The organism is Massilia sp. 2TAF26, assembly GCF_052115005.1.
GTDB lineage: Bacteria > Pseudomonadota > Gammaproteobacteria > Burkholderiales > Burkholderiaceae_D > Telluria.
The window spans coordinates 112,989-125,425 of record NZ_JBFRFV010000002.1; the positions used below are offsets into that span (position 1 = coordinate 112,989).

General features: G+C 67.4%; 14 protein-coding genes. All 14 read left to right on the forward strand.

Going from position 1 to position 12,437, the window contains the following annotated elements:
* Positions 1-4 precede the first annotated feature (4 nt).
* The 14 genes from cydB (at position 5) to AB4Z32_RS02680 (ending at position 12,411) form a co-directional block, all read left to right on the forward strand.
* Positions 5-1,012, forward strand: coding sequence for a cytochrome d ubiquinol oxidase subunit II (gene cydB, locus AB4Z32_RS02615; RefSeq protein WP_441934450.1), 1,008 nt, complete (start codon positions 5-7; stop codon positions 1,010-1,012).
* Entirely contained in the window at positions 1,012-1,134 is a 123-nt protein-coding gene (locus tag AB4Z32_RS02620) for a DUF2474 family protein (RefSeq protein ID WP_441934083.1), read from the forward strand. The genes cydB and AB4Z32_RS02620 overlap by 1 nt, the downstream gene beginning before the upstream one ends.
* Positions 1,135-1,258: 124 nt before the next feature.
* Positions 1,259-1,894 carry a TorD/DmsD family molecular chaperone gene (locus AB4Z32_RS02625; protein ID WP_441934085.1) on the forward strand — a complete coding sequence of 212 codons (636 nt, stop codon included), beginning with the start codon at positions 1,259-1,261 and terminating at the stop codon, positions 1,892-1,894.
* An 8-nt stretch (positions 1,895-1,902) separates the two neighbouring features.
* Positions 1,903-2,109, forward strand: a complete 207-nt coding sequence (locus tag AB4Z32_RS02630) for a formate dehydrogenase (protein ID WP_441934087.1) — start codon at positions 1,903-1,905, stop codon at positions 2,107-2,109.
* A gap of 9 nt (positions 2,110-2,118) precedes the next feature.
* Positions 2,119-4,941 (forward strand): formate dehydrogenase subunit alpha, encoded by a 2,823-nt coding sequence (locus AB4Z32_RS02635; RefSeq protein WP_441934089.1) that lies wholly within the window; start codon positions 2,119-2,121, stop codon positions 4,939-4,941.
* 49 nt (positions 4,942-4,990) lie between these two features.
* Positions 4,991-5,671 carry a formate dehydrogenase FDH3 subunit beta gene (gene fdh3B / locus AB4Z32_RS02640; protein ID WP_441934091.1) on the forward strand — a complete coding sequence of 227 codons (681 nt, stop codon included), beginning with the start codon at positions 4,991-4,993 and terminating at the stop codon, positions 5,669-5,671.
* A complete protein-coding gene (locus AB4Z32_RS02645) occupies positions 5,668-5,880 on the forward strand; it encodes a hypothetical protein (RefSeq protein ID WP_441934093.1) in 213 nt (70 codons plus the stop codon). The genes fdh3B and AB4Z32_RS02645 overlap by 4 nt, the downstream gene beginning before the upstream one ends.
* Before the next feature lie 10 nt (positions 5,881-5,890).
* Positions 5,891-6,976 (forward strand): formate dehydrogenase subunit gamma, encoded by a 1,086-nt coding sequence (locus AB4Z32_RS02650; RefSeq protein ID WP_441934095.1) that lies wholly within the window; start codon positions 5,891-5,893, stop codon positions 6,974-6,976.
* Positions 6,973-7,422, forward strand: coding sequence for a hypothetical protein (locus AB4Z32_RS02655; protein ID WP_441934097.1), 450 nt, complete (start codon positions 6,973-6,975; stop codon positions 7,420-7,422). The genes AB4Z32_RS02650 and AB4Z32_RS02655 overlap by 4 nt, the downstream gene beginning before the upstream one ends.
* 42 nt (positions 7,423-7,464) lie before the next feature.
* On the forward strand, positions 7,465-7,992 hold the full coding sequence (locus AB4Z32_RS02660) for a hypothetical protein (protein WP_441934099.1): 528 nt from the start codon (positions 7,465-7,467) through the stop codon (positions 7,990-7,992).
* An 18-nt stretch (positions 7,993-8,010) separates the two neighbouring features.
* Positions 8,011-8,451 (forward strand): DUF3305 domain-containing protein, encoded by a 441-nt coding sequence (locus AB4Z32_RS02665; RefSeq protein ID WP_441934101.1) that lies wholly within the window; start codon positions 8,011-8,013, stop codon positions 8,449-8,451.
* Between the two features lie 2 nt (positions 8,452-8,453).
* Positions 8,454-8,969 (forward strand): DUF3306 domain-containing protein, encoded by a 516-nt coding sequence (locus AB4Z32_RS02670; RefSeq protein ID WP_441934103.1) that lies wholly within the window; start codon positions 8,454-8,456, stop codon positions 8,967-8,969.
* Positions 8,966-10,654, forward strand: a complete 1,689-nt coding sequence (locus AB4Z32_RS02675; protein WP_441934105.1) for a 4Fe-4S binding protein — start codon at positions 8,966-8,968, stop codon at positions 10,652-10,654. Before AB4Z32_RS02670 ends, AB4Z32_RS02675 begins: the two co-directional genes overlap by 4 nt.
* 68 nt (positions 10,655-10,722) lie before the next feature.
* Positions 10,723-12,411 carry an AMP-binding protein gene (locus AB4Z32_RS02680; protein ID WP_441934107.1) on the forward strand — a complete coding sequence of 563 codons (1,689 nt, stop codon included), beginning with the start codon at positions 10,723-10,725 and terminating at the stop codon, positions 12,409-12,411.
* The last annotated feature ends 26 nt before the right edge of the window (positions 12,412-12,437 follow it).

Genomic DNA, 12,437 nt, shown 5'->3' on the forward strand with positions numbered 1-12,437 from the left:
GGACATGGACATCGACATCACCGCGGTCTGGGCCGGCATCATCTTCTTCTCCGTGTTCATGTACGTGATCCTGGACGGCTTCGACCTCGGCATCGGCATGCTCTACCCCTTCGTCCCGGCCAGGCGCGACCGCGACGCGATGATGAATTCGGTGGCGCCGATCTGGGACGGCAACGAAACCTGGCTGGTGCTGGGTGGCGAAGGGCTGCTGGCCGCCTTCCCGGTGGCCTACGCCGTGATCCTGCCGGGCCTCTACCTGCCGCTGATCTTCATGCTGCTGGGCCTGATCTTCCGCGGCGTCGCCTTCGAATTCCGCTTCAAGGCCAATGACCGCGAACGGCCGATCTGGGACCTGGCCTTCACCGGCGGCTCGATGGCGGCGGCCTTTTTCCAGGGCGTGGCGCTGGGCGCCTTCCTGTCCGGGATTCCGGTGTCGGGACGCAGCTATGCCGGCGGGCCGCTCGACTGGTTCGCGCCGTTTCCGCTGGCGGCCGGCTTTGGCGTGATGATCGCGTATACGGTGCTGGGGGCGACCTGGCTGGTGATGAAGACCGAGGGCGAACTGCAGCGCCGCATGGTCGCCCTGGCGCGGCCCTTTGCCCTGCTGCTGCTGGCGGCGGTGGTGGTGGTCAGCATCTGGACCCCGCTGTCCCAGCACCAGGTGGCCGCGCGCTGGTTCAGCTTCCCGAACCTGCTGATCCTGTCGCCGGTGCCGCTGCTGGTGGCCGGGTCGGCGTTCTGGCTGCTGTGGTCGCTCAAGCGCGATCCGCACCGCCAGCCCTTCATCGCCGCGCTGGCGCTGACCCTGCTCGGCTATATCGGCATGGCAATCAGCATCTGGCCGCACATCGTGCCGCCCGCGATCACGATCTGGGAAGCGGCCGCGCCGCCGGCCACCCAGAGCTTCGCGCTGATCGGCACCCTGATCGTGCTGCCCCTGATCCTGGCTTATACGGGGTGGTCGTATTACGTGTTCCGAGGCAAGGTGGTCGACACGGAGGGTTATCACTGATGAATACGCTCTGGATGCGCAGGCTGGGCTGGATGCTCGGCCTCTGGCTGCTCGGTGTTGCGGCGCTGGGCGCTGTCGCCTGGCTGTTGCGGGTACTGATGCACGCGGCCGGCATGAAATAGAAAAGGCGAAGAAGTTCAACCGTGCGCGCCCTTTGGGTTCCCCGGGACTACACTTTCAGTGCAGATTTGTTAACGGGAGAACCGCTCAGTGCCGCAGGAAGCCACGTCTTTTCAAACGATCTCGATGCCCGTGTCCGACGAAGACCAGGCCAGGGCCGATTTTTATGCCCTGATCGCCCGCCTGATGCTGGCACCGCCCGACGATGTCCTGCTGGCTGCCCTGGCGGCGGCCGACCCGATCGCCGCCGACGGCGAGGACGAGGCAGGGCGCGCGCTCGAAGACGCGTGGCTGAAGCTGACCCAGGCCGCCAGCGTGGTCGATGCCAGCGCGGTGTCCGAGGAATTCGCGAACCTCTTCATCAGCACCGGCACCCCGCTCCTGAATCCCTATGGCTCCTTCTACCTGACGGGCCACATGAACGACTTTCCGCTGGCCGGGCTGCGCCAGGACCTGGCGCGCCTGCGCATCGCGCGCGCGCGGGGCGTCGGCGAGTTCGAAGACCACCTGGGCGCCCTGTGCGAAACCATGCGGGTCCTGATCACCGGCGCACCGGGCATCGCGCGCCAGCCGCTGCTGGAGCAGAAGCAGCTGTTCGTCACCCACATCCAGCCCTGGTACGCGGCCTGCGTGGCCGCCATCGCGGGCGCGGAACCCGCCAATTTCTACCGGGTGGTCGCCGCCTTCGCCGGCGCCTTCCTGGCGGTCGAAGCCCATGCCTTCAGGGTGTGGGAGCCGGCCGACGCAACCCTTGCCGCATGAGGATCGCCATGGCAGATAACGACAAAGTTCCGGACCCCGCCCGCCGCAGCCTGCTGAAGGCCGCGCCGCTGGGCGCCCTTGCCGTGGTGGCCGCCCGCGCCGGCGCCGCCGAGGCCGCGCCACCCGCGCCGGCCCCGGAGCCGCCGGCCAAACCCAAGGGCTATCACGAGACCGAACACATCCGCCGTTACTACCAGACGGCCGCTTACTGGTAAGGAGTTGCCATGACCCTGGTGAAGACATCGCGCGACAGCGGGCTGAAACGCCGCAAATTCCTGGTCGGTGCCGGCGTGACGGCCGGCGCCGCGGCGGTCGCGCGTCACCTGCCGCTGAACGTCATCGAACCGGCCAGCGCGGCCGATCCGGTCAATGCGGCCGAGACCAAGACCGAGATCAAGCACACCGTCTGCAGCCACTGCTCGGTCGGCTGCTCGGTGGAGGCGGTGGTCAGCAACGGGGTCTGGGTGCGCCAGGAAGCGGCCTTCGACTCGCCCATCAACATGGGTGCCCACTGTGCCAAGGGCGCCTCGGTGCGCGAGCACGGCTTCGGCGAGCACCGCCTGCGCTATCCGATGAAGCTGGTCAATGGCAAGTACGAGCGCATCTCCTGGGACCAGGCCATCAACGAGATCGGCGACAAGCTGCTCGAGCTGCGCCAGAAATCCGGTCCCGACGCGCTGATGGTCATCGGCAGCTCGAAGCACAACAACGAGCAGTCCTACCTGCTGCGCAAATGGGTCTCCTTCTGGGGCAGCAACAACTGCGACCACCAGGCGCGCATCTGCCACTCGACCACGGTGGCGGGCGTGGCCCAGACCTTCGGCTACGGCGCGATGACGAACTCCTTCAACGACCTGCACTACAGCAAGGCCGTGATGTTCATCGGTTCGAATCCGGCCGAGGCCCACCCGATCTCGATGCTGCACTTCCTGCACGCGAAGGAGCTGGGCGCCAAGATGATCGTGGTCGATCCGCGCTTCACGCGCACGGCGCGCTTCGCCCACCACTACGTACGGGTCCGTCCGGGCACCGACATCCCGCTGGTGTGGGGCATCCTGTGGCACATCTTCGAGAACGGCTGGGAAGACAAGGAATACATCGCCGCCCGCACCAACGGCATGGATGATGTCCGCAAGGAAGTCGCCAAATGGACCCCGGACAAGGTGACCGACGTCACCGGCGTGCCGGAGGCCTCGGTGCGCATGGCGGCCGAGATGCTGGCCAAGAACCGCCCGTCCTCGGTGGTCTGGTGCATGGGCATCACCCAGCACCACGTCGGCACCGCCAACGTGCGCGCCCTGTGCATCCTGCAGCTGGCGCTCGGCAATATCGGCACCCCGGGCGGCGGCGCCAACATCTACCGCGGCCACGACAACGTGCAGGGCGCCACCGACGTCGGCCCGAACGGCGATTCGCTGCCGGGCTATTACGGCATCGCCGAGGGCGCCTGGAAGCACTTCGCCGCCGTCTGGGGCGTCGACTACGAGTGGATCAAGTCGCGTTTCGGCTCCAAGGAGCTGATGGAAAAGCCGGGCATCACGGTGTCGCGCTGGTTCGACGCGGTGAACGAGCAGAACCAGTACGTCGACCAGCCGAGCAACCTGCGCGCCGTGTTCTACTGGGGCCACGCGCCGAACAGCCAGACCCGCCTGCCGGACATGAAGGCGGCAATGCAGAAGCTCGACATGCTGGTCGTGATCGACCCCTATCCGAGCATGACGGCCTCGATGCACGGGCGCGAGAACGGCGTCTACCTGCTGCCGGCGGCCTCGCAATTCGAGTGCCAGGGCTCGGTGACGGCCTCGAACCGCTCGATCCAGTGGCGCGAACGCGTCATCCAGCCCCTGTTCGAGTGCAAGACCGACCACGAGATCATGTACCTGTTCGCCCGCAAGCTGGGCTTCGGCGACGAACTGGTCAAGAACATCAAGGTGGTCGAGAACGAGCCGGTGATCGAGGACATCCTTCGCGAGATCAACCGCTCCTGCTGGACCATCGGCTATACCGGCTGCTCGCCGGAGCGCCTCAAGCTGCACATGCAGAACAAGCACACCTTCAACCCGACCACGCTGCGGGCCGAGGACGGGCCCTGCAAGGGCGATTATTACGGCCTGCCCTGGCCCTGCTGGGGCACGCCGGAGATGAAGCATCCAGGCACGCCGATCCTGTACGACCTGCACAAGTCCGTGGCCGAAGGCGGCCTGCCGTTCCGCGCCAACTGGGGCGTCGAGCACAACGGCGAGACCCTGCTGGCGGCCGACGGTTCGACCAACAAGGATAGCGAACTCGACGTCGGCTATCCGGAATTCGACCACGTCTTCATGAAGAAGCTCGGCTGGTGGGCCGACCTGACGCCGGAAGAGCAGCTTGCTGCCGAGGGCAAGAACTGGAAGACCGACCTGTCGGGCGGCATCATCCGCGTCGTCATCTCCCACGGCTGCGCGCCCTGGGGCAATGCGCGGGCGCGCTGCAATGTCTGGAACTTCCCGGACCCGATCCCGACCCACCGTGAGCCGATCGTCTCGCCGCGCCGCGATCTGGTGGCGAAATACCCTACCTACGACGACAAGGCCGCCTTCTGGCGCCTGCCGACCCTGTACAAGTCGGTCCAGCAGGTCGACTTCTCGAAGGACTATCCGCTCATCATGACCTCCGGCCGCCTGGTCGAGTTCGAGGGCGGCGGCGAGGAGACGCGTTCGAACCCCTGGCTGGCCGAGCTGCAGCAGAACATGTTCTGCGAGGTGAATCCGAACGATGCGGCCCAGATCGGCGTCAAGATCGGCGACTTCATCTGGGTGCAAACCCCGACCGGCGCCAACCTCAAGGTGATGGCGATGGTGACCGAGCGCGTGCCGCAGGGCCTGGTGTGGATGCCCTTCCACTTCGGTGGCTGGTGGATGGGTGAGGACCTCGAAAAGCACTATCCGGAGGGCGGGGCGCCGGAAGTGCGCGGGGAGGCCGTCAACACCGGCTGGACCTATGGCTACGACGCCGTGACGATGATGCAGGAAACCAAGGTATCGCTGTGCCGCCTGGTGCGCGCATAAGTTAGCTCGTCGCCCCCGCGCAGGCGGGGGCCCAAGTTTAGGAGGTCTTATGGCCAGGATGAAGTTTATTTGCGACACGGAGCGCTGCATCGACTGCAACGGCTGCGTGACGGCCTGCAAGAACGAGAACGAGACGCCCTGGGGCGTGAACCGGCGCCGCGTCGTGACGATCAACGACGGCGTTCCCGGCGAACGTTCGATCTCGGTGGCCTGCATGCACTGCACCGATGCGCCCTGCCTGGCGGTGTGCCCGGTCAACTGCATCTACCACACGGAAGACGGCATCGTGTTGCACTCCAAGGACCAGTGCATCGGCTGCGGCTACTGCTATTACGCCTGTCCCTTCGGCGCCCCGCAGTTCCCTGAGAGCGGCCTGTTCAATCACCGCGGCAAGATGGACAAGTGCACCTTCTGCGCCGGCGGTCCGGAACCGGATACCTCGGAAGCCGAATTCAAGAAATACGGCCGCAACCGCATCGCCGAAGGCAAGCTGCCGGCCTGCGCCGAGATGTGCGGCACCAAGGCCCTGATCGGCGGCGATGCCGGCGTCATCGCGGACATCTACCGCCAGCGCGTCGAAACCCGCGGCTACGGTCCGGAACTGTGGGGCTGGAAGATCGCCTACGGCAAGCCGAAGCGCGGCGGCGACATCAAGGCCACCGGCCAGGGACCGCGCGAGAACCAGAACCTCAAGGATTCGCAGAACGACGAGGGGAGGCTGCCGACATGAAGCGTCTCATCCTCATGCTGATTCCCATGGCGCTGCTGGCCGGCTGCCTGGAAGTCGACCAGCACCCGCACTGGATCAAGGGCCAGTACGCCGGCAAGAAGGACAACCTGCCGTTCGCCACCCACTTCCACAACGACAGGCTGGCCTGGTGGGGGACGATCAGCAACCGCAACCAGCACCAGAACGAATACAACCGGGCCAACCCCTGAGGAGCCGACCATGCGATCGATCATCCTGTGTGTGCTCATGGCGCTCAGCCTGTCGACGGCCTGGGCCGGTGTCCCGAACAACCGCGCCGAGCCGGCCTATGCCGAGGAGCAGACCATCCTGCAGGCCCAGCAGGACTCGCGCGTGCCCGATCCCGGCCTGGCCTCGAAGAATTCCGGCCGCGTGCATATCGACCGCCACTACCTCGGCCAGTACGGCAACAAGGAAGGGGACGTCATCGTCCAGCGCGGCGGCAACCAGTGGCGGGTGTTCCGCAACGGCCCGCTCGCCACCCTGGCCGGCACCGTGCTGGTGCTGGCGCTGCTGGCCGTCTTCCTGGTCGCCAAGGTGGTCGGCAAGCTGCAGCCGGGATCGCCGGATACCGGGCGCCGCATCCAGCGCTTCACCAACTGGGAGCGCCACATCCACTGGGCGACGGCGATCAGCTTCATCATCCTGGCCGTCACCGGCCTGGTGATCCTGTTCGGCAAGAAGCTGCTGATCCCGCTGGTCGGTCATGACGTGTTCGCCTTCATCGCCTATATCTTCAAGTACCTGCACAACTTTATCGGCCCGCTGTTCATCCTGTGCTCGGTGCTGATGTTCTTCACTTTCCTGCGCCGGAATTTCTTCCGCAAGGTCGACTGGCTGTGGTTCAGGAAGGCCGGCGGCATGCTGAGCCACGAACACGTGCCGGCCGGCTTCTTCAATGCCGGCGAGAAGAGCTGGTTCTGGTTCGGCGTGACCCTGCTGGGCCTGGTGATGTCGATCAGCGGCCTGATCCTCGACTTCGTCGCCTTCGGCCAGACCCGCTACGTGCTGCAGATCGCGAACTACCTGCATCTGCTCGGCGCCACCTTCTACATCGCCGCCGCCATGGGCCACATCTATATCGGCACCTGGGGCACGCCGGGTGCCTACCACGCGATGCGCCATGGCGACGTCGACGAAGCCTGGGCGCGGGCCCACCACGGCATCTGGTACGACGAGGTCAAGGCCGGCGTGCCGCCGGGCACCTTCGACAATCACGTGCCGCCGCCCGACCATCCGCCGGCCGGCGGCGCACCGGGCACTCTGCCGCCGGGAGTCAGACCATGAAAGCATTAGTTTTTCTTATGCATGCGGGCGCCCTGGCGCTGCTTGTGAGCGCGGCCGGCTGCAAGAAGCACGGCGACGAGTCGATGCGCCAGACCAGGTTCCCGGGCATGGTGACGGCCGGCGGCGAGTCCAGCGGCGTGGTGATGGCAAGGAATAACAAACCGAAGACCGACGCCACCTATGCGGGCGGTACCCCGGGCATCGCCGGCGGCGCCGGCGGTAATACGGCGGGCGCCGGCACCGGCGGCAGCACGCGCGAAACCGGCCAGGGCCCGAGCTCTGGCGTGTCGACGCCGTCCAGCGGCACCGCCGCGCAGACGGGCGCGACCGAGAAGCCGTCCGGCGACAGCGGCAACAACCCGGTGAAGCCGGCGGCGGAACCGGCGCCGCAGCCGGCCGCCGCCCACCGCGATCCGGGCGCCAACAGCGCTGCCCCCGGACGCTGAGCCGGACGTTGGGCGAAGCGCGGAAACGACGAGGACGATGCGATGAGAACCATTCATTTCAAGCGGGCGCACAAGGGGCGCCACCCGGCGATCAAGGCGGCCCTGCTGATCGCCGGCCTGCTGATCGCCAGCGTGGCCTGGGCGGCCCTGCCGCCGCCGACCCCGGCCCAGCAGCAGGCCGCGGCCGAGAAGAAGGCCAAGGCCGACGCCCAGGCCGCCAAGGACAAGGAAAGCCTGGCGGCGTCGATGGATGCCGTCACCACACGCTGGCGCTCGCGCGCCGGCGAGCAGGGCTGGAAGACCCATCCCGCGGTGGCGATCGCGGCGGCGGCGCCGGCGGCAGGCGCCGTCACCGCCGCCGGGCCGGCGAATCCGCCGCCTGCGGGCTCGCCTGGCGCCGGCAACACCACGGCCGCAGGACAGGCAGCCGGACAGCCGGCGATCAAGAGCGAGAAGCTGGGCACGGCGCCGCCGAGCGAGGACGTCAAGAAGGTCCCGACCCAGGCCCAGCCGAAGGACGCCCCGCCGACGGTACAGAAGGACACGCCGAAGAATGTCAGCAAGAAGTGAGGATGAGGTGAGCGAGCGATGAAGATGGGCAGCATGCCGATCGCGGTACTGATGCAGCGCCGCAGCGTCCGGCACGTGTGGGCGGACGAAGCCTGGGAAGCGGTGGGCGTGGTGCCCGACCGCGGCAACTTGCCGCACGTGCAGATGCTCAGCCAGACGCCGGAGCGCGACTACTACCTGGTCTCCGGCCTCGAACTGGAACTCTATCCGGACGAGAACGAGGGCTATTACGAAAACGTGATGGCGCCCGAGTCCAAGGTCTTCGTGCTGTGGCGCATGGAAGACGGGCGGGCGATGCCGGTGCGGGCCTCGGTCAGCTATGTCGAGGGCACGCGCATGTTCGACTCGGGCGAGAACGCCGACGGGGTCACCATGTCCGCCGATATCTACGCCTGGGTGGCCGCCTATCTGCGCGAGCACTACCAGCCCAAGCCGCGGCGCGGCCGGCAGCACGGGTGACCATGTCCGACGAAGGCTTCCTGCGCCGCTGGGCGCGTAGAAAGAACGAACTTCGGAGCGAAGCCCGGGAAGGCGGCGTGGCGCCGGCCGGGCCGGCACCGCTGCAGCCGGCCGAGCCCGCCGCCGTCGCCACGGCCCTTGCCGCGCAGCCCGCATCGCACTCGATCCCGCAGCCGCAGCCGCAGCCTCAGCCGAATGAGGCCCCGGAACGCCCGCTGCCGACGATGGACGACGTCGCCACCCTGGACAGCGGATCCGACTTCTCGGCCTTCGTCGCCCGCGGCGTCGACCAGGCCGTGCGCCGCAGCGCGCTGAAGAAACTGTTCGCCGACCCGCACTTCAACACCATGGACAGGCTGGACGTCTACATCGACGACTACACCCAGCCCAGCCCGGTGTCGGAACAGATGCTGGCCTCGCTCGATCACGCCAGGAGCGCCTTCCTGAAGATGATCGAGGACCCGGAAGAAGAACCGCAAATACAAACACAACAACCACCTGAGCAAGAGACACAATGAATATCCGCTTCATCGAAGGGCAGGGCGCCGATCCGGAAATCGAGGCACGCAATCGGCTCGCCCGCACGGCCGCCATCGCCGCGCTCGGCAACATCGAGCCGCCGGAGGCGCTGGACACGGTCGGCTACCGCTCCGCCGGCCACACCCTGGTGATCGGCAGCAGCGCCCAGGCCTTGCCCTGGGCCGACCGCCTGGCCGCCGGCCTGAACGTGACGGTGCTGCTGCTCGATGTTGAAGGCAAACCGCCGCTGCGCATCTACCCCGTGTTCCCGGCCCGCGCCATCGTCCTGAGCGGCTGGCTGGGCGCCTTCCAGGCCACCTGGCAGGCACCTGGCCGCGCGCCCGAGCATGGCAAGTTCGACCTGGTGCTGGACCTCGGCGCCAGTCCGCAGATCGCGACCCACCAGCACCCGCACGGCTACTACGCGCCGGGACTGGATGAAGCCGCGCGCGCGGCCGCCGTCGAGGAGCTGCTGGACATGGTCGGCGAATTCGAAAAGCCGACATATTTCAGCTACAAGGAGCGCCTGTGCGCCCACAGCCGCAACCAGCTGGTCGGCTGCAATGCCTGCGTCGAGATCTGCTCGGCCGGTGCGATCGAAGGCGCCGGCGACCTGATCAAGGTGAACCCCTATCTGTGCGCCGGCTGCGGCGCCTGCACCACGGTCTGCCCGACCGGTGCGATCTCCTACGCCTATCCGTCCGCCGGCCACACGGGCGGCCGCATCAAGACCGCGCTGCAGGCCTATGCGGAGGCCGGCGGCGTGGAGCCCGTCGTGCTGCTGCACGGCGCCGAAGGAGCGGCCCTGCTGGCCCAGCTCGGCGATGCCGTCCCCGGCCGCCTGCTGCCGCTCGGCCTGCACCACACGGCCTCGACCGGCATCGACGTCTGGCTGAGCGCCCTGGCCTATGGCGCGGCCGGCATCACGGTGCTGACGACGGCGGCCGAGGCGCCGCAATACGCGGCCGCGCTGGCCCAGCAGATGGAGATCGCCCAGGCCATCCTCGACGGTCTCGGCTACGCCGGCCCCCACCTGCAGCTGCTGCGGGCCGGCAGCGTGGACGAGCTGGCGGTCGGCCTGCAGCACGTGCCGCGTGGACACACCCCAAGCCAGCGCGCCGGCTTCAACATCGCCGCCGACAAGCGCAACACGCTGGACTACGCCCTCGACCACCTGGTGCGCCACGCCCCGGTCAAGGTCGACCAGATCCCGCTGCCGGCGGGCGCGCCGTTCGGCACGCTGGCGGTGGATGCCTCGGCCTGCAGCCTGTGCATGTCCTGCGTCGGCGCCTGCCCGAGTTCGGCGCTGATGGATGGCCAGAATGCGCCCCAGCTGCGCTTCGTCGAAAAGAACTGCGTGCAGTGCGGACTGTGCGCCACCACCTGTCCGGAGGACGCGATCCGCCTGGTGCCGCGGATGAACCTGATGGAGTCGCGCAAGCAGACCGTGGTGCTGAACGAGACCCAGCCCTTCCACTGCATCCGCTGCAGCAAGCCTTTCGGCACCCTGCGCATGGTCGAGACCATGCTGGCGCGCCTGGCCTCGCATCCGGCCTTCGCCGGCAACCTCGACCGCATGCGCATGTGCGGCGACTGCCGCGTCATCGACATGATGATGCCGAAGGACGACGTGCGCGTAGGCGAAGTCGATATCCGCGAAGTGAAGGAATTGCGCCGTCCCTGAAGCAGGTGTGGCAGGGATGCCGCCCGGCATGGCAGAATGTTCGAAGGAGAACATAATAGGAGACCGCCATGGCAGCATCCCCCTACGAGCGCTTCATCCGCACGCGCGACTTCCTGCAACAGCACCGCCTCGACTACGACACCGCCTACCGCGACTATCCGGCCCCGGAATTCGATGAATTCAACTGGGCCCTCGACTACTTCGACGTCCAGGCGAAGGATAACCAGACCCCGGCCCTGTGGGTGGTCGAGGAAGACGGCAGCGAGAAGAAGATCAGCTATGCCGACATGGCACTCCGCTCCGGCCAGGTGGCCAACTGGCTGAGGGAGCAGGGCGTGCGCCGCGGCGACCGCGTGCTGCTGATGCTGCCCAACCGGGTCGAGCTGTGGGAAATCATGCTGGCCGGGATCAAGCTGGGCGCCGTGCTGGTGCCGACCACGATGCTGGTCTCGCCCGCCGACCTCGAAGACCGCCTGCAGCGCGGCCATATCCGCCACGTGATTGCCCAGGCCTCCGAAGCCCATAAGTTCGCGGAGCTGGCCGGCGACTATACCCGCATCGCGGTAGGTGGTGGAAATGCGGGCAGGCCGGACGGCTGGCAAGACTTTGCGGATAGCAGCACGGCCGACGGGCAGTTCACCCCGGACGGCTCTACGCGCGCCACCGACCCGCTGCTCCTGTACTTCACCTCCGGCACCACCGCGAAGCCCAAGCTGGTGCTGCACAGCCACCAGAGCTATCCGGTGGGCCACCTGTCGACCATGTACTGGATCGGCCTCAAGCAGGGTGACGTCCACTGGAACATCAGCTCGCCCGGCTGGGCCAAGCATGCCTGGAGCTGCTTCTTCGCACCCTGGAATGCCGGCGCCACCATCTTCGTCTACAACTACGAGCGCTTCTCGGCGCGCGCCTGCCTGGACGTGATCTGCCGCTGCGGCGTGACCTCGCTGTGCGCGCCGCCGACCGTGTGGCGCATGATGATCAAGGAAGACCTGACGGCGTGGAAGCCGCCGCTGCGCGAACTGGTCGGCGCCGGCGAACCGCTGAATCCGGAAGTGATCGAACAGGTCGAGCGGGCCTGGGGCATCCGCATCCGCGACGGTTTCGGCCAGTCCGAAACCACCTGCCAGATCGGCAATCCGCCGGGCCAGCTCCTCAAGCCGGGCTCGATGGGCCGTCCGCTGCCGGGCTACCGTGTGGCGCTGCTGGACCCCGACGAACAGCCGGCCCAGGAGGGCGAGATCTCCCTTGTCCTGGACCCGGCGCCGTTGGGCCTGATGCTGTGCTACGAGGGCGACGAGGCCAAGACGGCCGACGTCATGCGCGCCGGCCACTATCACACCGGCGACACCGCCACCGTCGATGAAGACGGCTATTACTTCTACGTCGGCCGCAACGACGACGTGTTCAAGTCCTCGGACTACCGCATCAGCCCCTTCGAGCTGGAAAGCGTGCTGATCGAGCATCCGGACGTGCTGGAAGCGGCCATCGTGCCCAGCCCCGATCCGCTGCGGCTGTCGGTGCCGAAGGCCTTCATCACCCTGCGGCCAGGGGTGGAGCCGACCCGCGAGCTGGCAGGCAGGATCTTTGCCTTCGCGCGCGAGCGCCTGTCGCCGTACAAGCGGATCCGCCGCCTGGAATTCACGGACCTGCCGAAGACCATCTCCGGCAAGATCCGCCGCGTCGAGCTGCGCAGGGCCGAGCAGGCGGGGAGCCGGGCCGGCGCCGAATTCCGCGAGGAAGACTTCAGCGCCTGAGGTCTGGAAATGGGGGGCGGTGTGGC